Genomic DNA, 19,961 nt, shown 5'->3' on the forward strand with positions numbered 1-19,961 from the left:
CCCCTCTGGTGCTTTCATGCTTGCCGTCGTCCAGCAAACCCTCGCCATCACTGCACCGGTATTTGCCATGCTGTTTCTCGGCGTGGTGCTCAAGCGCCTGCACTGGATCGACACGGCATTTATCAACACGGCATCGAGTCTGGTGTTTCGCGGCACCATGCCGACGTTGCTATTTCTCGGTATTGTCAAAGCCGACTTGAGTGCGGCCCTGCAGCCGGCGCTGCTGCTGTTCTTTGTGCTTGCCACCCTGGTCTGTTTTTCCCTGGCCTGGGTCTGGGCGATCTGGCGCATCCCCCGCGAGGATCGCGGCATCTACACCCAGGGCGCGTTTCGCGGTAACAACGGCATTATCGGCCTGGCGTTGGCCACCAGCCTTTACGGCGACTACGGTCTGTCCCTGGGCGCGGTGCTCGGCGGAGTGGTGATCCTTTGCTACAACGTCCTCTCGGCCATCGTCCTGGCTATTTACAGCCCTGGCGTCAAGACCGGGCCGCTGGCCATCGGTAAGAGCATTCTGGTCAATCCATTGATCATTGGTGTGCTGCTCGCGATTCCCTTCGCCTACTGGCAGATTCCTGTGCCTGTCTGGTTGATGACCTCAGCCGAGTATTTTGCGCAGATGACCCTGCCACTGGCGCTGATCTGCATTGGCGGCACTCTCAGCCTGGCTTCGCTGCGCCAGGGTAGCGGCACGGCGCTTAGCGCGAGTTTGATGAAGATGGTCTGGTTGCCGCTGCTTGCTACCTATGGCGCCTGGCTCTATGGCTTTCGTGAAGCGGACCTGGCGATTCTCTTTCTGTATTTCGCCAGTCCCACGGCGGCAGCCAGCTTCGTCATGGCCCGCGCGGTAGGTGCCAATTATGAGCTGGCGGCGGCGATTATCGTGATCACCACCCTGATAGCGGTAGTGACCACCAACGTTGGGCTATTGCTGTTGCAGTGGGGCGGTTGGATATAGCTACTCAGCGCGCATAAAAAAGCCGGGCAGTGCCCGGCTTTCTGTTTTGCGGCGCTCAGGCTTGCTGATGGTCGTCGATCACTTCCTGCGCTGCGCGAAAGGCATCGATGGCCGCTGGTACGCCGGCATACACCGCGCAGTGCAGCAGGGTTTCGCGGATTTCCTCGACTGTGCAGCCGTTGTTCAACGCGCCGCGCACGTGGCCCTTGAGCTCCTGCGGACATTTCAGCGCGGTCAGTGCCGACAGGGTGATCAGGCTGCGGGTTTTGCGATCCAGCCCGTCACGGGTCCACACGCCGCCCCAGGCGTGCTCATTGACGAAGTCCTGCAGCGGCTGGGTAAAGTCAGTGGCGTTACCCAAAGCGCGGTCGACAAAGGCGTCACCCATCACCTCACGGCGGACTTTCAGGCCTTGTTCGTGATTGTCACTCATGCAGCTTTCCTCCCGATGGGCCGTCAGGCTTTCTGCTTGTGCCAGGCGCGACCAGCAATGATCACCAGGGTCACCGCAGTCAACGGCAGCGCATAACCCAGCAGGGCATCGCCGAATACCTCGGCGAACGGGCGACCGGCCGAGGACAGCAGCAGGTAGGCGGTATACGCCAGGTAGTAGGCGACGAACAGTAGGCCTTCCCAGCGGTTGATGCGGTAACCGGAGAAGAAGATCGGTAGACAAGCCACGGCCACTGCAATCATTACCGGGAAGTCGAAGGCCAGGGCGTTGGCGGCCACCGGGATGGCGCTCGGCGATACCAGCGATGCCAGGCCCAGTACGCAAAGCAGGTTGAAGATATTACTGCCGACGATATTGCCCACAGCGATATCGCGTTCGCCCTTGAAGGCGGCAATAATCGAAGTGGCTAGCTCCGGCAGCGAGGTGCCAATGGCAATCACTGTCAGGCCGATCACCAGCTCCGACAGGCCGAGAGCCCGGGCCAGGCTGACCGCGCCCTCAACCAGAAAGTTCGACCCCGCCACCAACAGCACCAGTCCGGCGATCAGCAGGCCCAGATTGATTGCCCAAGCATAGGGCTTGCTCGGTTGATCCAGGCCGAACTCCTTGACGAACTCATCATCCTCGCTGGCGATCGTCTGGTCGCGGCGCGAGCTGATGATCAGGAAGGCGGTATAGCTGAGCACCCCGGCAAACAACAGTGCACCTTCAAGGCGGCTAAGGCTGCCGTCCCAGGCCAAGGCGTACACCACCAAGCTGGCACCAATCATAATCGGCACATCCAGGCGGATCAGCTGGCGCGAGACGATCAGCGGAGCGACCAGAGCGGTTGCCCCCAGCACCAACAGTACGTTGGCGATATTGCTGCCGATCACGTTACCAATCGCCAGGTCGCCGCTGCCGTTCAGTGCAGCTTGCACGCTGACGGCGGTTTCCGGTGCGCTGGTGCCGAAGGCCACCACGGTCAGGCCGATCACCAGTGGCGGAATACCGAATTGCGCAGCGAGTTTGGCCGCGCCGCGCACCAGCACTTCTGCGCCGGCTACCAGCAGCACCAGGCCGGCGATCAGATAAACAAAGGTCATCAGGGTCATTGCAAGGGGCTCCAGAAAAGTGGCGCTAGTTTAATCATCGGCTTGCGTTGCGCCAGAGGCTGAGCGGGGTCGTCTAGGGCTTCTTTGTAAACAGCTATGTTTACTCGGCCAGCTGCTCCACGCGCACCGGCACGACGCCGTCGCGCAGCATATCCAGCTGTTCGGCGGCCTTCTGCGACAGGTCGATAATGCGTTTCTTCGCGTAAGGGCCACGGTCGTTGATACGCACCACCACGCTTTTGCCGTTGCGTAGGTTGGTCACCTGTACCCGGCTGCCAAACGGCAGGCTGCGGTGCGCGGCGGTCAGGGCGTTCTGGTCGAAGCGTTCACCGCTGGCGGTCTTGTTGCCGTGGTGGCGCGCGCCGTAATAGGACGCCTGACCTTCGGCGTGGTAACCATGCGGATCGACCTGGCCCTGGCTGGCACAGGCGCTGAGCAGCAAGCTGGTGATGGCAATCAATAACAGGCGCATGGTAGTTCCTGGCAGTTGGCGGCGGACAAAACAACGCCGGGCTGACCCGGCGTTGATATAGCAAGCCATCCTTGGCTTATAGGGAGCTCCGACCCGACCCGACCCGACCCGACCCGACCCGGCCATGGCGGGTCGTTCGCCGGGCCAAGGCATGCGTTGGCTGCCCCGTCTTACCCTTCGAGCTTTTTCTTCAGCAGTTCGTTCACCTGGCCCGGGTTGGCCTTGCCTTTCGAGGCCTTCATGGCCTGGCCTACGAAGAAGCCGAACATCTTGCCGCGCTTGGCTTCGTCGCTGGCGCGGTACTGTTCGACCTGCTCGGCGTTGGCCGCCAGCACTTCGTCCAGCATGCTTTCGATGGCGCCCGAGTCGGTGACCTGCTTAAGGCCCTTCTTCTCGATCACTTCGTCGGCCGTTGCGCCTTCACCTGCAGCCAGGGCCTCGAAGACCATCTTGGCGATCTTGCCGCTGATGGTGTTGTCCTTGATACGCAGAATCATCCCGCCCAACTGCTCGGCGGAAACCGGCGACTGGTCGATCTCCAGGTTGTCCTTGTTGAGCAGGCTGGAAAGCTCGCCCATCACCCAGTTGGCGGCCAATTTGGCGTCGCCGCACACGGCATTCACGGCTTCGAAGTAGTTGGCCAGTTCGCGGCTGGCGGCCAGTACGTCTGCGTCATAGGTGCTCAGGCCGAACTCACGCTCGAAACGTGCGCGCTTCTCGACCGGCAGTTCTGGCAGGCTGGCGCGGATTTCATCGAGGAAGCTCTGCTCGATTACCACCGGCAGCAGATCCGGGCAGGGGAAGTAACGGTAGTCGTTGGCTTCTTCCTTGCTGCGCATGGAGCGCGTCTGGTCCTTGTTCGGGTCGTACAGGCGGGTTTCCTGCACCACCTTGCCGCCGTCTTCGATCAGTTCGATCTGCCGCTGCACTTCGTGGTTGATGGCTTTTTCGATAAAGCGGAACGAGTTGACGTTCTTGATCTCGGCGCGGGTGCCGAACTCGGCTTGGCCCTTGGGGCGTACCGAAACGTTGCAGTCGCAGCGCAGCGAGCCTTCGGCCATGTTGCCGTCGCAGATGCCCAGATAGCGCACCAGGGCGTGGATCGCCTTGACGTAGGCCACGGCTTCCTTGGCCGAGCGGATGTCTGGCTCGGAAACGATCTCCAGCAGCGGCGTACCGGCACGGTTTAGATCGATGCCGCTCATGCCGTGGAAGTCTTCGTGCAGGCTTTTGCCGGCGTCTTCTTCCAAGTGCGCGCGGGTGATGCCGATGCGCTTCTGGCTGCCGTCTTCCAGAGTGATATCGAGGAAACCCTTGCCGACGATGGGGTCATCCATCTGGCTGGTTTGGTAGCCCTTGGGCAGGTCTGGGTAGAAGTAGTTTTTACGGGCGAAGATGTTCTTGCCGGCGATTTCGGCATCGATTGCCAGGCCGAACTTGCAGGCCATGCGCACCGCTTCAGCATTCAGCACCGGCAGAGTACCGGGCATGCCGAGGTCAACCAGGCTGGCCTGGGTGTTGGGCTCGGCGCCAAAGGCGATAGCGCTGGCGGAGAAAATCTTCGATTGGGTGCTGAGCTGGGCGTGAATTTCCAGCCCGATTACGGTTTCCCATTGCATGTCAGTGCTCCTTAGAATCCGCTCAGGACTGGTTGGTGCCAGTCAGTGATTTGCTGGCGTTGAGCTGGGCGTGAATTTCCAGGCAGACCACGGTCCACGGTTTTCCATTGCATGCGTGTCGTCCTCAGAATCCAGCCGGAGCTTGTGTGTGCCAGTCAGTAACCTGTTGGTACTGATGGGCGACGTTGAGCAGGCGGCCTTCCTGGAAGTAAGGGGCGAGCAGTTGCACACCGACCGGCAAACCATCGACGAAGCCCGCAGGCATCGACAGGCCGGGGATGCCGGCGAGGTTGGCGGTGATGGTGTAGATGTCTTCCAGGTAGGCGGCGACCGGATCGTTGTTCTTCTCGCCGAGTTTCCAGGCCAGGTTTGGCGTGGTTGGGCCGAGGATCACGTCAACGTCGTTGAAGGCGGCGACGAAGTCATTCTTGATCAGGCGGCGGATCTTCTGCGCTTTGAGGTAGTAGGCGTCGTAGTAACCGGCGGAGAGTGCATAAGTGCCGACCATGATGCGGCGCTTCACTTCCGCGCCGAAGCCCTCACCGCGCGAACGCTTGTACAAGTCTTCCAGATTCGCCGGGTTCTCGCAGCGATAGCCGAAGCGCACGCCGTCGAAGCGCGACAGGTTGGAACTGGCCTCTGCTGGCGCGATCACGTAGTAGGCAGGAATCGCATGTTGCATATTTGGCAGGCTGATTTCTTTGACCGTGGCGCCAAGCTTTTTCAGCTCCTCGACCACGGCCATCACCTTCTCGCCGATGCGCGCATCGAGGCCGGCGTCGAAGTATTCCTTCGGCAGGCCAATGCGCAGGCCTGCGAGCGGCTGAGTCAGTGCTGCCAGGTAGTCATCAACCGGCTGATCGACGCTGGTCGAGTCTTTTGGGTCGAAACCGGCCATGGCCTGCAGCATCAGCGCGCAGTCCTCGGCTGTGCGGGCCAGTGGGCCGCCCTGATCGAGGCTGGAGGCGTAAGCGATCATGCCCCAACGCGAGACGCGGCCGTAGGTCGGCTTGATGCCGGTTAGGTTGGTCAGTGCGGCGGGTTGGCGAATCGAACCGCCGGTATCGGTGCCGGTCGCGGCCGGCAGCAGGCGAGCGGCCACGGCCGCAGCCGAACCGCCGGAAGAACCGCCGGGTACGCGGGTCAGGTCCCAAGGGTTTTTCACCGCGCCGTAGTGGCTGGATTCGTTGGCTGAACCCATGGCGAATTCGTCCATGTTCAGCTTGCCCAGGGTCACGCTGCCGGCGGAGGCGAGTTTTTCGACCACGCTGGCGTTATACGGGGCTTTGAAGTCGGTAAGGATTTTCGAGCCGCAGCTAGTGAGTACGTCCTGGGTGCAGAACAGATCCTTGTGCCCGATGGGCGCGCCGAGCAGGGCGCCGCTCTCGCCGCCCGCGCGACGGACGTCGGCGGCTTTAGCTTGCTCCAGGGCAAGCTCCTCGGTGACGCTGATAAAGCTATTGAGCTGCGGGTCGAGTTGCTGAATACGCGCCAGCAGGCTGCGGGTCAGTTCTTCGGCGGAGAATTGCTTGTCGGCGAGTCCGCGGGCGATCTCGGCCAGGGTCAATTGATACATGGCTAGGTGCTTTCCCTTACTCGATGACTTTCGGAACCAGATACAGGCCGTTTTCCACGGCCGGGGCGATAGCCTGGTAGGCATCGCGCTGGTTGCGTTCGGTGACTTGGTCGGCGCGCAGGCGCTGGGTCGCTTCCAGGGGGTGGGCCAGCGGCTCGATGCCGTCGGTATTGACCGCCTGCATCTGGTCAATCAGGCCGAGAATGTTATTGAGGGTCTCAGTGGTTCCCGGAATATCGGCTTCATTCAAGCCCAGTCGAGCCAGATGAGCGATTTTCTCCACGTCGGAGCGTTCAAGCGCCATTGGTTTCTCCCTATATAAAGCAGCGCATTTGCTGGCCGCCTTTGGAAATGTGAACGAGTCGCCATGCACAGGTGCGCAGGGAACAGATAGTGACAGGTGGTGGTCAAAGGCCGCGATGATGGGTCTTAAAGCCCTGAAAAACCGGCAATCTACCATATTGGTGCCTTGCTCAAAATCCCTGCCGTTGTTAGAGTTTGCCGCACTTTTTAGCAGCGCCTTTACCGCGCTTCGCCTTTACCCACGCGTTGCCTAGGGTCCCTATCCCATGTTCAAAAAACTGCGTGGCATGTTTTCCAGCGATCTGTCGATTGACCTGGGCACTGCCAATACCCTGATTTATGTTCGCGAGCGCGGCATCGTCCTGAACGAGCCGTCGGTCGTCGCTATCCGTACCCACGGTAACCAGAAGAGCGTAGTGGCGGTCGGAACCGAAGCTAAGCGCATGCTCGGCCGTACCCCTGGCAACATTGCCGCCATCCGTCCGATGAAAGACGGCGTGATTGCCGACTTCAGCGTCTGCGAAAAGATGCTGCAATACTTCATCAACAAGGTTCACGAAAATAGCTTCCTGCAGCCGTCGCCGCGCGTGCTGATCTGCGTGCCGTGCAAGTCCACCCAGGTGGAGCGCCGCGCCATCCGTGAATCGGCCCTCGGTGCCGGTGCCCGCGAAGTGTTCTTGATCGAAGAGCCGATGGCGGCTGCCATTGGTGCCGGCCTGCCGGTTGAAGAAGCTCGCGGTTCGATGGTCGTCGATATCGGCGGTGGTACCACTGAAATCGCCCTGATCTCCCTTAATGGTGTCGTATACGCAGAGTCTGTGCGCGTCGGTGGCGACCGTTTCGACGAAGCGATCATCACATACGTGCGCCGCAACTACGGTTCGCTGATCGGTGAATCCACCGCTGAGCGGATCAAGCAGGAAATCGGTACCGCTTACGCCGGTGGCGAACTGCGAGAAGTAGACGTACGTGGCCGCAACCTGGCCGAAGGCGTGCCGCGCAGCTTTACCCTGAACTCCAACGAAGTGCTCGAAGCGCTGCAGGAATCCCTGGCGACCATCGTTCAGGCGGTGAAAAGCGCGCTGGAGCAATCGCCGCCAGAACTGGCTTCCGACATTGCCGAGCGTGGCCTGGTGCTGACCGGCGGTGGCGCATTGCTGCGTGATCTGGACAAACTGCTGTCGCAGGAAACCGGCCTGCCGGTGATTGTCGCCGAAGACCCGCTGACCTGTGTTGCCCGCGGTGGTGGCAAGGCGCTGGAAATGATGGATCGCCACACCATGGACTTGCTGTCCTCGGAGTAAGGCGCCACTGTTCCACGTCCTAAGCTGCAACCGGGTTCTACTCGCTTGCAGCTTTTTGTTTGCTGCCTGACGCCGTGAGGAGCTGCCGATCAAACCGCTATTTGCCAAAGGTCCTTCGCTGGGTGTGCGCCTGTTGGTGTTCACCGTGCTGTCGGCTGCGCTGATGGTGGTCGACGCACGCTTTACCTTGCTGCAGCCGCTACGTGCGCAGCTCGGATTGATTGTCGAGCCGGTTTATTGGGTGGGTCGTCTACCGGTGCGGGTGTGGGAAGGTGCCACGCAAGAACTAAGTAGCCGCAGCGAACTGACCGCCGAGAATGAAAAGCTCAAGGCCGAGCAGTTGATGATGCAGCGCCGCTTGCAAAAGCTCGCCGCGCTGACCGAGCAGAACGTGCGCTTGCGCGAGTTGCTCAACTCGGCCGCCCTGGTCGACGACGAGGTGCTGGCCACCGAGCTGATCGGTATCGACCCCAACCCCTTTACCCATCGCATCCTGATCGACAAGGGTGAGAAGGACGGTGTGGTCCTGGGGCAGCCGGTTCTAGACGCTCGCGGTCTGATGGGGCAAGTGGTCGAGGTCATGCCCTACACCTCGCGTGTTTTGCTGCTCACCGATACCACCCACAGTATTCCAGTGCAGGTCAATCGCAATGGCCTGCGCGCCATCGCCAGTGGCACCGGTAACCCGGAGCGCCTGGAGTTGCGCCATGTCGCCGATACGGCGGATATCAAGGAGGGCGATCTGCTGGTCAGTTCCGGGCTCGGTCAGCGCTTCCCTGCCGGTTATCCGGTGGCCATGGTCAGCGAAGTGATCCATGACTCCGGTCAGCCCTTTGCGATTGTGCGTGCGGTGCCCACGGCTACGCTGAACCGCAGTCGCTATATGCTGCTGGTGTTTACCGACCCGCGTACGCCAGAGCAGCGCGCCACCGAGTCGGCGCAAGCTCAGGAAGCCCTGGACCGTGAAATTCAGCAGCAGGCGCAACCTGCTGCTGACGCGCCAGCAGCGCCCGCCAATTCGCCGGAGGCAGCGCAATAATGGCCGCACGTTCAAGCAATATCTGGGTGGTCTGGCTGACATTCGCCCTGGCGCTGCTGCTTAGCGTGTCGAGCATGCCCAAGTTTATGGAGCTGGGCCGGCCGCTATGGTTGGCGCTGTTTCTGACCTATTGGGTGCTGGCTTTGCCGCATCGCGTGGGTATGACCACGGCCTGGGTCATCGGCTTGTTGGCCGATGTGCTGAACGGCAGTTTGCTGGGGCAAAATGCGCTGATCCTGACCCTGATTACCTTTCTGGTGTTGACCCTGCATCAGCGTTTGCGCATGTTCCCCATGTGGCAGCAAAGCACCGTGCTGCTGGTGGTGTTTGGTCTGGCGCAGCTGGTGCAGCTGTGGCTGAACGCCTTGACTGGTAGTCGCCCGCCAACCCTGGCGTTCGTCTTGCCGGCCTTGGTCAGCGCCTTGCTCTGGCCCTGGGTCTGTACCTTGTTGCGCGGGTTGCATCAGCGTCTGGGCGTCAATTAAGCAAGGCCGCTCGGCCTTGCGTTTATCCGACAGGGAGAAGTCAGCATGGCCACCCTCTATCTCGCCTCCGGATCGCCGCGTCGGCGTGAACTGCTGACGCAAATTGCTGTGCCCTTCCTCACGCAAATCGTCCCCATCGATGAAAATGCATTGCCAGGTGAGTCGCCAATCGCCTATGTAGAGCGTCTGGCTCGCGCAAAAGCGCAGGCTGGGCTTGCTGTCCTGTCCGATACGGCGGATGCCGTGGTGCTCGGTGCTGATACCGCGGTGGTGCTCGATGGGCGGATTCTCGGCAAGCCTGTCGATCGTGACGATGCGTTGGCGACCTTGAGTGCCCTGTCTGGGCGTAGCCATCAGGTGCTCACCGCCGTGGCGCTGGTCAGCCGCGAACGGTTGGAGTCGCGGGTGGTCACAAGCCAGGTAACCTTCCGCCCATTGAGTCAGGCCGAAATCGAGGCCTACTGGGCCAGTGGCGAGCCGCAGGACAAGGCCGGGTGCTACGGTATTCAGGGCCTGGCGGCAGTGTTTGTCAGCCAGTTGCAGGGCAGTTATTCGGCGGTGGTGGGGTTGCCGTTGTGTGAGACTGCTGCGTTACTCGCAGAATTTGCTATTCCGTGCTGGCAGTCGTTGCCAGATCACAGTCAAGAGGTTGCGGGTCGTGGGTGAGTGACCGCCGTTATCGGCGCAGTCCCTGGGCTTTCAGCTTTATCTCAGAAGAGATGAGCGCATGAGTGAAGAGATCCTGATCAACATCACGCCGATGGAGTCGCGCGTGGCGGTGGTGGAAAACGGCGTACTGCAGGAAGTGCACGTCGAACGCACACAGAAGCGTGGCATCGTCGGCAATATCTACAAAGGCAAAGTGGTGCGCGTGCTGCCGGGTATGCAGGCGGCCTTTATCGATATCGGTCTGGAGCGTGCGGCGTTTATTCATGCCGCGGAAATTTCCAGCCGCGAAGGTCCGGCCGTGGAAAGCATCAGCGCCCTGGTGCACGAAGGCCAGAGCCTGGTGGTGCAGGTCACCAAGGACCCGATCGGCAGCAAGGGTGCTCGCCTGACCACTCAGTTGTCGATCCCTTCGCGCTACCTGGTGTATATGCCGCGCACCGCCCACGTTGGAATCTCGCTGAAGATCGAAGACGAAGCCGAGCGTGAGCGTCTTAAGCAGGTAGTCGCCGACTGCGTGGCCGCCGAAGGTATCGAGGAAGCCGGCGGTTTTATCCTGCGCACCGCCGCCGATGGTGCCGGCGCTGACGAAATTCTCGCCGATATCCGTTACCTGCGCCGCCTGTGGGAACAAATCGCTACACAGATGAAGGTCGGCCCGACGCCGTTGGTGATCTATGAAGATCTCAGTCTGGCACTGCGCACCCTGCGCGATCTGGTCAACCCGAAGATCGAGAAAATCCGCGTCGACTCGCGCGAGACCTTCGGCAAGATTACCCAGTTCGTCGATGAGCTGATGCCGGAAATCGCCGACCGCCTAGAGCACTACCCCGGCGAGCGGCCGATCTTCGATCTGTATGGCGTCGAGGACGAAATCCAGAAGGCGCTGGAGCGCAAGGTGCCGCTCAAGTCTGGCGGTTACCTGATCATCGATCCGGCCGAGGCGATGAGCACCATTGATGTGAATACTGGCGCGTTCGTCGGCCACCGCACGTTGGAAGAGACCATCTTCAAGACCAATCTGGAAGCCGCTACAGCGATTGCCCGGCAGCTGCGCCTGCGCAATATCGGCGGGATCATCATCATCGACTTTATCGACATGGAAGATGAGGAGCACCAGCGCCAGGTGCTGCGCACCCTGGAGAAGCAGCTGGAGCGCGACCACGCCAAGACCAACATCATTGGCATCACCGAGCTGGGCCTGGTGCAGATGACCCGCAAACGCACCCGCGAAAGCCTCGAACAGGTGCTATGCGAACCATGCAGCGCCTGTCAGGGGCGCGGCAAGCTGAAAACTGCCGAAACCACCTGCTACGAGATTTTCCGCGAGATTCTGCGCGAAGCGCGCGCCTATCAGCCGGAAGGTTATCGGGTGCTGGCCAATCAGAAGGTGGTCGACCGCTTGCTCGATGAAGAGTCGGGCAATGTCGCCGATCTCGAAGCCTTTATCGGCCGCACCATAAAGTTCCAGGTCGAGACCATGTATTCCCAGGAGCAATACGATGTGGTGCTGCTCTGATATGCGCGCTTACCGCTCGGGCGTGAACTGAATGCAGGCGTTGGCGCGCTGGACTGCCCTGTTGCTGCGTACGGCATTGGGGCTGTGCGCCTTGGCGCTGGTATTAGCCGCGCTGTATGTCAGCCTCGGCCGCGAGCTGGTGCCGCTGGTTGCCGAATACCGCCTGGAAGCCGAAGACAAAGCCCGTGAAGCGTTGGCCATGCCGGTGCAAATCGGTGCGCTGGAAGGGCTCTGGCAAGGCTTCTCGCCGGTACTGACCGCTCACGATGTGGCGGTCGGTGAGGGGGCGGGCGCCTTGCAGCTGGATCAGGTACGCGTGGTGCCGGATGTGCTGGCCAGCTTGTTGGCGCGGCAGTTGCGTATCGCCCGGCTTGAGCTGGATGGTGTGCAACTGGTGGTGCAGCAGGCTGAAGACGGTAGCTGGTCGCTCAAGGGATTGCCGCAACGCCGCGATCCCGCACCACTCGATCTGGCTCAGGTGTTGAACCAGTCGCAGATGCTCAAGCGCCTGTCGTTGTTCAACAGCCAGGTCACCATACAGGCCTTCGATCAGCCGGCGCGGACCCTGACCTATGTAAACCTCACCCTGCGCAACGGCAGCGCGCGTCAGCGCTTGGACGGTCGCCTGCTGTTACCTGATGGCCAACCTCTGGCCTTGCAACTGCGCACGCGGATGCGTGCCGAGCGCTGGAAAGACGCCGAGGCCGACCTGTACCTGAGCCTGCCACAGAGCGACTGGGCGGCTTGGGTGCCGGCGAGCCTGCTTGCACAATGGCGTCTTGAGCAGCTGCAGTTGGGTGGGGAGGTCTGGCTGAGCTGGGCCAAAGGCGGCGTGCAGCGTGCCGTCAGCCGTCTGCATGTGCCGCAGCTCAAGGCTGGCTATGCCAAGCGTGAGCCGGTGGCGCTGAATAACCTGGCGCTGAATGCTTACTTCACCCGTACCGATCTAGGTTTTACGTTGGTATTGGATGACCTGGCCTTCAGCCGTGGTGAGCTGCGCTGGGGTGAAGTGCGTTTGGCGCTTACTCAGCAGGCGGAAAGTACAGAGGTGCAGGAGCAGTGGTTGCTGAGTGCCGATCGTCTCGACCTGGCGCCGCTGCAACCGCTGATAGCGGGGCTTGCGCCATTGCCAGATAAAGGCCTGGCACTGCTTGAGCAGCTCAAGCCGCATGGTGCCCTGCGTAATATTCAACTCGACTACCGGCCGCTGCTGACCGACAGCAAGCGCCTGCAATTCTCGGCCAATCTGGAGCGTATTGGCTTTGCGGCATGGCACGGTTCGCCTGCTGCAGAGAATGTCAGTGGCAGTATCAGTGGCGACCTGGGCCAGGGTGAGCTGCGGGTCGATAGCGAAAACTTTTCCCTGCACCTCGATACTCTATTCCCCAAACCTTGGCACTACCAAAAGGCCAATGCCTTACTGACCTGGCAGATCGATGAGCAGGCGTTCACCCTGCGCAGTCCGTATCTGCAAGTGGTAGGTGAGGAGGGGCCGGCTGCAGGCGATTTTTTAATTCGCCTGCGTTTCGATCCGGAGCTGGAAGACTACATGGACCTGCGCGTCGGCCTGCGTAACGGCGATGCGCGCTATACCGAGAAATACCTACCGAGCCTCGCGCCGGGCATGGGTGCTGAGCTGGATGCCTGGCTGAAAAGCGCCATCCGCGGCGGCGCGGTCGATGAAGGCTATTTCCAGTACCAGGGTTCGCTGAACAAGGGCGCGGAGAATGCAGCGCGTAGCATCAGTCTGTTCTTCGCCGTGCATGATGCCGAACTGGCCTTTCAGCCTGGTTGGCCGTCGCTGCGCGAGGGGCGCGGCAAGGTGTTGATCGAAGACAGCGGCGTGCGGGTCGAACTGGCTGAAGGGCGCATCCTCGATAGCCAGGTGAGTAATGCCACGGCGTTGATCGCGACCTCATTGCCCGGCCAGCCGCCGCGTTTGTTGTTGACCAGTGAGTTGAGCAGCAACGTGGATGACGCCCTGCATATCCTGCAGCAAGCGCCGATAGGCACCGCAGAAACCTTCGCTGGCTGGACTGGCGCAGGGGCGCTGGCCGGCAAGCTCAAGCTCGACCTGCCGCTACGCAAGGGCTTGGCCCCGGCGGTGGTGGTGGATTTCGCTACTAAAGGCGCGCAGCTCAGCCTGCCCACCCCACCCTTGCAGTTCAGCCAGCTGCAGGGCTCATTTCGTTACAACACGGCCAGCGGCCTCAGCGCCCCGGATATTCGTGCTCAGGTACTTGGCCATGCGGTGCGCGGCAAGGCTCTGGCCGAGGGCGCGCGCGGCAAGGCGCGTAGCCGCATCGAGGCCAGCGGGCAGATCGCAGTCAAGGAACTGAGCACCTGGCTGGGCGTGACCCAGCCGCTGCCCGTCAGCGGCAATCTGCCTTATAGCCTCAATCTGATCCTGGACGGCGCCGACAGCCAGCTGCGCGTCAGTTCTACCCTCAAAGGCGCGACGGTGGCGCTGCCGGCACCGTTCGGCAAGACGGCTGCTGAGGAGCTCGCGACGCAGTGGCGCATGACCCTAGGCGGTCGTGAACAGCGCTATTGGCTGGATTACGCTGATTTGCTGAGCCTGACCTTTGCCGCTAGCCCTGGCCAGTTCAACCAGGGCCGTGGCGAGATTCGCCTGGCTGACGGTGCGGCCAGCCTGCCCACCAGCCAGGGCTTGCGTGTGCGCGGCCGCGTGGCGGAACTGAATTGGTCGGACTGGCAACAAGTGTTGCAGCCCTATGCCAGCGTGCCAATCGGTGATGCGCAGCGGCTGTTCAAGGATGCGCAGCTGCGCATTGGCCGCTTCACGGGGTTTGGCATCAGCCTGGATGCGCTGGAAGTAGCGGTTAAGCGCGATGCCGCAACCTGGGCGGTTAGCCTCGACAGTCCTCAGTTGAAAGGCCAGGTGGGCTTGCCGGATGCCCGTGAGTTGCCGATTGTCCTGGCGCTCGACTATCTGCATTTCCCAGCAGCAGAGAAGAGGACTGCAGAAGACACTGCGGTGGATGCACCTGACCCGCTGGCGAGCGTTGATCCGAGCAGCTTTCCGGCGCTGGACGTACGTATCGCCGAGGTTTTTCAGGGCATTGAACCGCTGGGCAGCTGGTCGCTCAAGGCACGCCCGGTTGCTACAGGGGTGCATTTCAGCGAGCTGGATCTCAATCTCAAAGGCTTGAAAATTGGCGGTCGGGCCAGCTGGCTAAACACTGCAAGCGGCGTGCGCACGAGTTACAAGGGGCGTATGGGTGGTGCCGATTTGGCCGATGTGCTGATTGCCTGGGGCTTTGCGCCGACCGCCAGCAGCCGCGATTTCCATATGGATGTTGATGGTAACTGGCCTGGCTCGCCGGCCTGGTTCGGCCTGAAGCGTTTCAGTGGCACCTTGGATGCTTCGTTGCGCAAAGGTCAATTCTCCGAGGTGGAAGGTCCTGCGTCGGCGCTACGCGTGTTTGGGCTGCTGAACTTCAACTCGATTGGCCGGCGCCTGCGTCTGGACTTCTCTGATCTGCTCGGTAAAGGCCTCAGTTATGACCGGGTCAAAGGTCTGCTAGTGGCGGATAACGGCGTATTTGTGACCCGCGAGCCGATCACCCTGACCGGGCCATCGAGCAACCTGGAGCTCAATGGCACCCTGGATATGGCCAATGATCGGATCGATGCCAAGTTATTGGTGACCTTGCCGGTGACCAATAACCTGCCTTTGGCCGCACTGATAGTCGGTGCACCGGCCATCGGCGGGGCGCTGTTTATCGCTGATAAGCTGCTGGGTGACCGCGTTGCGCGCTTTGCCAGTGTGCAGTACGACGTCAAGGGCTCCTGGCAAAATCCGGATATCAGCTTCGACAAGCCATTCGAGAAACCCCAGTAATCCCCACACGGCTGAGATGCAGCCGTGCAGTCTGCCGGTATGGCTTGTAAGCTGAAGCCATACCGGCATTGAGATAAAGGCAGTCATGACCTTCGCAGTCATTCAAATGGTCAGTCAGGCCGATGTCCTGGCCAATCTGGCGCAGGCGCGGCAGTTGCTCGAACAGGCCGCTGCGCAAGGTGCGCGATTGGCGGTGCTGCCGGAAAATTTTGCGGCCATGGGGCGGCGTGATCAGGCCGCGCTGGGGCGTGCCGAAGCACTGGGTGAGGGGCCGATTCTGCCCTGGCTGCAACAGGCCGCCCGCGATCTTGGCCTGTGGATAGTCGCCGGCACCTTGCCCTTACCGTCGGATGGCCAGCCCGAAGCCAAGGCTCATGCCTGCTCGCTGCTGATCGATAATGTCGGCCAGCGTGTGGCACGCTATGACAAGCTGCATCTGTTTGATGTGGATGTCAGCGACAGCCACGGCCGTTACCGCGAGTCTGACGATTACGCCTTCGGCAGCCAGGTGGTGGTAGCCGATACCCCGGTTGGGCGGTTGGGCATGACAGTCTGTTATGACCTGCGCTTTCCTGAGCTATACAGCGCCTTGCGCGCCGCTGGAGCCGAGTTGATCAGCGTGCCGGCGGCCTTTACTGCGGTTACCGGTGCGGCGCATTGGCAGATATTGACCCGCGCGCGGGCCATCGAAACCCAGTGCTATGTGCTGGCGGCTGGGCAGGGCGGCACCCATCCAGGTGGGCGCGAGACCTTTGGTCATTCGGCGCTTGTCGATCCCTGGGGGCGCGTGCTCGCCGAACTGCCGCAGGGGCCTGGCATATTGCTGGCCGAGCGCGATGGGGCAGAACAAGCGGCGATCCGTCAGCGCATGCCGGTGGCGCGGCATAAACGATTTTTTGCAGCGGCCGAAATGCGGCTGCCAAGTTTGGAGTAGTTATGAACACTATGTTGCTATCGGTTAGCGAGCATTTGCTCGGGCCGGGCGGTTTGACCATTGAGCATCTGCCGGCAGTCCTGGCTGACTTGGCCGGGCCGGGAATCGATGCGGCCGATCTGTACTTCCAGAGTCAGGTGTCGGAAACCTGGGCGCTGGAGGATGGAATTGTCAAAGAGGGCAGCTTCAACCTCGATCAAGGTGTCGGCGTGCGTGCCCAGTCCGGTGAGAAAACCGGTTTTGCCTACAGCAATGCGATCACTGCCGATGCCCTGAGTCAGGCCGCGCGCGCGGCCCGTTCAATTGCTCGCGCCGGACAGAATGGCCGTGTACAAGCGTTCAACAACCCGTTGGTCAAGCCGCTATATGCGCAGGAAAATCCGCTGGATGTGCTGGGCCGGGCGGAAAAGGTCGAGCTGCTCAAGCGCATCGACGTCGCCACTCGCGCTCTTGATCCACGAATCAAGCAGGTTTCCGTTAGCCTCGCTGGGGTTTGGGATCGCATTCTAGTGGCCGCCAACGACGGCAGCCTTGGCGCGGATATCCGCCCGCTGGTGCGCTTCAACGTCAGCGTGATCGTTGAGCAGAATGGTCGCCGCGAGCGCGGCAGCCATGGCGGCGGCGGGCGTACCGATTACCGCTACTTCCTCGAGCAGACCAGCAATAACGAAGAGCGCGCCATGGGCTATGCCCGTGAAGCCTTGCGCCAGGCGCTGGTCAACCTCGAAGCCATCCCGGCTCCGGCTGGCACGATGCCGGTGGTGATGGGCGCAGGCTGGTCCGGCGTGCTTCTACACGAGGCCGTCGGCCATGGCCTGGAGGGCGACTTCAACCGCAAGGGCAGCTCGGCCTACAGTGGTCGGATGGGCGAGCAGGTGGCTTCCAGTCTGTGCACCATCGTCGATGACGGCACCCTGGCTGAGCGTCGCGGCTCGCTGAGCATGGACGATGAGGGCACGCAGACCCAATGCACCACGCTGATCGAGAATGGCGTGCTTAAAGGTTATATGCAGGACAAACTGAATGCCCGCCTGATGGGCGTGGCATGCACGGGTAACGGTCGCCGTGAGTCCTACGCGCACCTGCCGATGCCGCGCATGACCAATACCTACATGTTGGCTGGTGAAAGTGACCCGGAAGAAATCATTCGTTCGGTGAAGAAGGGCATCTATTGCGCCAACCTTGGCGGCGGTCAGGTCGATATCACCAGCGGCAAATTCGTGTTTTCCACCAGCGAGGCTTACCTGATCGAGGATGGCAAGATCACCGCGCCGGTCAAAGGTGCAACCCTGATCGGTAATGGCCCGGAAGCCATGAGCAAGGTGTCGATGGTTGGCAACGACCTGGCGCTGGACAGTGGTGTTGGGACCTGTGGCAAAGATGGTCAGTCGGTGCCAGTTGGCGTGGGCCAGCCGACACTGAAGATTGATGCGATTACAGTGGGCGGGACGGGAGCCTGACGGCTGCTACAAGGATGTGGGGTGGGTTAGCCGAAGGCGTAACCCACGATGGTCGGGAGACCTAGCGCAAGCCGCGCTGGGTTTCGTCCAGCTCGCGGATGTATTTGAAAATTTTGCGTGAAGCGGCCGGCGCTTTGTTCTGCGCCAGTTCGTGCTGGCCCTGACGGATCAGCTGACGCAGGTGCTGGCGGTCGGCGTCAGGGTATTCGCCGACGAATTTTTCCAGAGTGTCGTCGTCGCCGTTGAGCAAGCGGTCGCGCCAGCGCTCAAGGTTGTGAAAGCGTTCGTTGTACTGGCGCGTCGAGGCGTCGAGCTGATCCAGCAGCGTCAGGATGGCTGCAATATCCTGGTCGCGCATCAATCGGCCGATAAACTGCACATGGCGCTTCTTCGCGGAGTTGGCGGTGTGCTTGGGCGCTTCGGCCAGCGCGCGGCGCAGCTCGTCGGTCAGCGGCAGCTTGTTAAGCAGGTCGAGTTTCAGGGTGGTCAGGCGTTGCCCCAGATCCTGTAGCGCATGTAGCTCGCGCTTGACCTGGGTTTTGCTCTTCTCGCCGGAGAAGTCGTCAAGGTATTCAGACATGGTGGCGGTCCAGTGGAAAACGCCGACATGATAGCAGCAAGTTTCCAGCTGTAAGCGTCTGGCCTGTGTAGCCGCGCTCTACGGCTTATCGTTCAGGAGTTGTTATGAGTTCAGTAGACATCGTCGGGCCCCAGGCCGTGCCGCAATTGCAGGCGCAGGTGGAGCAGATTATTGCCGAGGCCAGAACGCAGGGGGCAAGCGCCTGCGAAGTAGCCGTGTCGGTGGAGCAGGGCCTGTCCACCACGGTGCGCCAGGGTGAAGTGGAAACGGTCGAATTCAACCGCGACCAGGGCTTTGGCATCACCCTGTACGTCGGTCAGCGTAAGGGCTCGGCCAGCACCTCGGCCAGTGGTGAGGCGGCGATCCGCGAAACCGTCGCGGCGGCCTTGGCGATTGCCAAGCATGCCTCTGAAGATGAATGCGCAGGTTTGGCCGATGCCGCACTGATGGCCCGCGAGCTGCCGCAGCTGGATCTGTATCACGCCTGGTCGATTACTCCAGAACAGGCCATCGAGCAGGCCCTGAGCTGCGAGGCAGCGGCCTTTGCGGCCGATCAGCGGATCAAGAACGCCGATGGCACCACGCTGAATACTCACCAGGGCTGCCGGGTCTACGGCAACAGCCATGGCTTTATCAGTGGCTATGCCAGCACGCGGCACAGCCTGAGTTGCGTGATGATCGCCGAAGACGGCGGGTCGATGCAGCGCGACTACTGGTATGACGTCAATCGTCAGGGCGAGTTGCTGGCCGATGCCGGCAGCATTGGTCGCCGCGCCGCCGAGCGTGCGGTAAGCCGTTTGGGCGCGCGCCCGGTACCGACCTGCGAAGTGCCGGTGCTGTTTGCTGCCGAGCTGGCGACGGGGCTGTTTGGCAGTTTTCTCGCGGCCATTTCCGGCGGCAACCTGTACCGTAAGTCATCCTTTCTCGAAGGCTCCCTCGGCCAGCAGCTGTTCCCCGAGTGGCTGACGATCGACGAGCGCCCGCATATTCCTCGTGCCTTGGGCAGTGCTGCCTTCGATGGTGACGGTCTGGCGACCTACGCCAAGTCCTTCGTCGAGCGCGGCGAGCTTTTATCCTATGTGCTCGGCACCTATTCCGGGCGCAAACTGGGCATGCCCAGCACGGCCAACTCTGGCGGTGTGCATAACTTGTTTGTTAGTCATGGCAATGAAGACCAGAAGGCGCTACTCAAGCGTATGGGGCGCGGGTTGTTGGTCACCGAGTTGATGGGGCAGGGCCTGAATATGGTCACCGGTGATTATTCGCGCGGTGCCGGTGGCTACTGGGTTGAGAATGGCGAAATCCAGTTCCCGGTGCAGGAAGTCACGATCGCCGGTAACCTGCGCGACATGTTCAAGCAGATTGTTGCAGTCGGTAATGATCTGGAGCTGCGCAGTAATATCCGCACCGGTTCGGTTTTGATCGAGCGGATGACGGTGGCGGGTAGCTGATTCCGCTTGTATGATGAAAAAGGGGCTGTCGCTTAAGCGTTCAGCCCCTTTTTATTGGCTATGTCCCAAGACCGTGTTGCAAGGACTACGCTTTAAGGCAGACATCCGCTTGTGAGGTCAGCCCACCATGGATACTCAAGCCTTTCAGCGCTGGTTGGCCCAGGTGAGCCAGCTCAGTGCCA

General features: G+C 61.2%; 17 protein-coding genes. 10 read left to right on the forward strand and 7 right to left on the reverse strand.

Going from position 1 to position 19,961, the window contains the following annotated elements:
• Positions 1 to 16: 16 nt before the first annotated feature.
• Entirely contained in the window at positions 17 to 958 is a 942-nt protein-coding gene (locus AACX99_RS15965) for an AEC family transporter (RefSeq protein ID WP_339413291.1), read from the forward strand.
• Between the two features lie 55 nt (positions 959 to 1,013).
• Here AACX99_RS15965 and pcaC read toward each other — a convergent pair whose 3' ends face one another.
• From pcaC to gatC, 6 genes are all read right to left on the reverse strand, one after another.
• The gene (pcaC, locus tag AACX99_RS15970; protein WP_339413292.1) at positions 1,014 to 1,391 is read right to left on the reverse strand and encodes a 4-carboxymuconolactone decarboxylase; all 378 of its coding nucleotides are present in this window, start codon (positions 1,389 to 1,391) and stop codon (positions 1,014 to 1,016) included.
• Positions 1,392 to 1,414: 23 nt separating this feature from the next.
• Positions 1,415 to 2,506, reverse strand: coding sequence for a calcium/sodium antiporter (locus tag AACX99_RS15975; RefSeq protein ID WP_339413294.1), 1,092 nt, complete (start codon positions 2,504 to 2,506; stop codon positions 1,415 to 1,417).
• A gap of 100 nt (positions 2,507 to 2,606) precedes the next feature.
• Positions 2,607 to 2,978 (reverse strand): septal ring lytic transglycosylase RlpA family protein, encoded by a 372-nt coding sequence (locus tag AACX99_RS15980; RefSeq protein ID WP_339413296.1) that lies wholly within the window; start codon positions 2,976 to 2,978, stop codon positions 2,607 to 2,609.
• A gap of 170 nt (positions 2,979 to 3,148) precedes the next feature.
• Positions 3,149 to 4,615: an Asp-tRNA(Asn)/Glu-tRNA(Gln) amidotransferase subunit GatB gene (gene gatB, locus AACX99_RS15985; protein WP_339413329.1), complete on the reverse strand. Its 1,467-nt coding sequence runs from the start codon at positions 4,613 to 4,615 to the stop codon at positions 3,149 to 3,151.
• Positions 4,616 to 4,721: 106 nt separating this feature from the next.
• Positions 4,722 to 6,173 (reverse strand): Asp-tRNA(Asn)/Glu-tRNA(Gln) amidotransferase subunit GatA, encoded by a 1,452-nt coding sequence (gene gatA / locus AACX99_RS15990; protein ID WP_339413297.1) that lies wholly within the window; start codon positions 6,171 to 6,173, stop codon positions 4,722 to 4,724.
• Positions 6,174 to 6,189: 16 nt separating this feature from the next.
• Positions 6,190 to 6,477: an Asp-tRNA(Asn)/Glu-tRNA(Gln) amidotransferase subunit GatC gene (gatC, locus tag AACX99_RS15995; RefSeq protein WP_339413299.1), complete on the reverse strand. Its 288-nt coding sequence runs from the start codon at positions 6,475 to 6,477 to the stop codon at positions 6,190 to 6,192.
• Positions 6,478 to 6,742: 265 nt separating this feature from the next.
• On the opposite strand from gatC, the gene mreB reads away from it, so the two are divergent.
• From mreB to tldD, 8 genes are all read left to right on the forward strand, one after another.
• Positions 6,743 to 7,780, forward strand: coding sequence for a rod shape-determining protein MreB (gene mreB / locus AACX99_RS16000; protein WP_090255536.1), 1,038 nt, complete (start codon positions 6,743 to 6,745; stop codon positions 7,778 to 7,780).
• Between the two features lie 136 nt (positions 7,781 to 7,916).
• Positions 7,917 to 8,819 (forward strand): rod shape-determining protein MreC, encoded by a 903-nt coding sequence (gene mreC / locus AACX99_RS16005; RefSeq protein WP_445261876.1) that lies wholly within the window; start codon positions 7,917 to 7,919, stop codon positions 8,817 to 8,819.
• Positions 8,819 to 9,304: a rod shape-determining protein MreD gene (gene mreD, locus AACX99_RS16010; RefSeq protein WP_160016103.1), complete on the forward strand. Its 486-nt coding sequence runs from the start codon at positions 8,819 to 8,821 to the stop codon at positions 9,302 to 9,304. The genes mreC and mreD overlap by 1 nt, the downstream gene beginning before the upstream one ends.
• 45 nt (positions 9,305 to 9,349) lie before the next feature.
• Positions 9,350 to 9,970 (forward strand): Maf family protein, encoded by a 621-nt coding sequence (locus tag AACX99_RS16015; protein ID WP_339413304.1) that lies wholly within the window; start codon positions 9,350 to 9,352, stop codon positions 9,968 to 9,970.
• 61 nt (positions 9,971 to 10,031) lie between these two features.
• Positions 10,032 to 11,489, forward strand: coding sequence for a ribonuclease G (gene rng / locus AACX99_RS16020; protein WP_339413306.1), 1,458 nt, complete (start codon positions 10,032 to 10,034; stop codon positions 11,487 to 11,489).
• Positions 11,490 to 11,520: 31 nt separating this feature from the next.
• Entirely contained in the window at positions 11,521 to 15,354 is a 3,834-nt protein-coding gene (locus tag AACX99_RS16025; protein WP_339413308.1) for a YhdP family protein, read from the forward strand.
• 85 nt (positions 15,355 to 15,439) lie between these two features.
• Positions 15,440 to 16,288, forward strand: coding sequence for a carbon-nitrogen hydrolase family protein (locus AACX99_RS16030; RefSeq protein WP_339413310.1), 849 nt, complete (start codon positions 15,440 to 15,442; stop codon positions 16,286 to 16,288).
• A gap of 2 nt (positions 16,289 to 16,290) precedes the next feature.
• Complete coding sequence (tldD, locus tag AACX99_RS16035; RefSeq protein WP_339413312.1) at positions 16,291 to 17,748, forward strand: metalloprotease TldD; 1,458 nt, start codon at positions 16,291 to 16,293, stop codon at positions 17,746 to 17,748.
• Between the two features lie 61 nt (positions 17,749 to 17,809).
• On the opposite strand, the gene yjgA is transcribed toward tldD, so the two are convergent.
• On the reverse strand, positions 17,810 to 18,328 hold the full coding sequence (gene yjgA / locus AACX99_RS16040) for a ribosome biogenesis factor YjgA (RefSeq protein WP_339413314.1): 519 nt from the start codon (positions 18,326 to 18,328) through the stop codon (positions 17,810 to 17,812).
• A 104-nt stretch (positions 18,329 to 18,432) separates the two neighbouring features.
• Here yjgA and pmbA point away from each other — a divergent pair, with 104 nt between their 5' ends.
• The gene (gene pmbA / locus AACX99_RS16045; RefSeq protein ID WP_339413316.1) at positions 18,433 to 19,779 is read left to right on the forward strand and encodes a metalloprotease PmbA; all 1,347 of its coding nucleotides are present in this window, start codon (positions 18,433 to 18,435) and stop codon (positions 19,777 to 19,779) included.
• The last annotated feature ends 182 nt before the right edge of the window (positions 19,780 to 19,961 follow it).

The organism is Pseudomonas sp. EA_35y_Pfl2_R5 (assembly GCF_963970805.1).
Classification (GTDB): Bacteria; Pseudomonadota; Gammaproteobacteria; order Pseudomonadales; family Pseudomonadaceae; genus Aquipseudomonas.

Bases quoted from the DNA above. Each gene is read 5' to 3' on its own strand.
- AACX99_RS15965 (WP_339413291.1), top strand. From the start codon at position 17: ATGCTTGCCGTCGTCCAGCAAACCCTCGCCATCACTGCACCGGTATTT.
- yjgA (WP_339413314.1), bottom strand. From the start codon at position 18,328: ATGTCTGAATACCTTGACGACTTCTCCGGCGAGAAGAGCAAAACCCAG.
- AACX99_RS15975 (WP_339413294.1), bottom strand. From the start codon at position 2,506: ATGACCCTGATGACCTTTGTTTATCTGATCGCCGGCCTGGTGCTGCTG.
- gatC (WP_339413299.1), bottom strand. From the start codon at position 6,477: ATGGCGCTTGAACGCTCCGACGTGGAGAAAATCGCTCATCTGGCTCGA.
- mreB (WP_090255536.1), top strand. From the start codon at position 6,743: ATGTTCAAAAAACTGCGTGGCATGTTTTCCAGCGATCTGTCGATTGAC.
- gatA (WP_339413297.1), bottom strand. From the start codon at position 6,173: ATGTATCAATTGACCCTGGCCGAGATCGCCCGCGGACTCGCCGACAAG.
- AACX99_RS16030 (WP_339413310.1), top strand. From the start codon at position 15,440: ATGACCTTCGCAGTCATTCAAATGGTCAGTCAGGCCGATGTCCTGGCC.
- AACX99_RS16025 (WP_339413308.1), top strand. From the start codon at position 11,521: ATGCAGGCGTTGGCGCGCTGGACTGCCCTGTTGCTGCGTACGGCATTG.
- pmbA (WP_339413316.1), top strand. From the start codon at position 18,433: ATGAGTTCAGTAGACATCGTCGGGCCCCAGGCCGTGCCGCAATTGCAG.
- AACX99_RS15980 (WP_339413296.1), bottom strand. From the start codon at position 2,978: ATGCGCCTGTTATTGATTGCCATCACCAGCTTGCTGCTCAGCGCCTGT.
- pcaC (WP_339413292.1), bottom strand. From the start codon at position 1,391: ATGAGTGACAATCACGAACAAGGCCTGAAAGTCCGCCGTGAGGTGATG.
- AACX99_RS16015 (WP_339413304.1), top strand. From the start codon at position 9,350: ATGGCCACCCTCTATCTCGCCTCCGGATCGCCGCGTCGGCGTGAACTG.
- mreD (WP_160016103.1), top strand. From the start codon at position 8,819: ATGGCCGCACGTTCAAGCAATATCTGGGTGGTCTGGCTGACATTCGCC.
- tldD (WP_339413312.1), top strand. From the start codon at position 16,291: ATGAACACTATGTTGCTATCGGTTAGCGAGCATTTGCTCGGGCCGGGC.
- rng (WP_339413306.1), top strand. From the start codon at position 10,032: ATGAGTGAAGAGATCCTGATCAACATCACGCCGATGGAGTCGCGCGTG.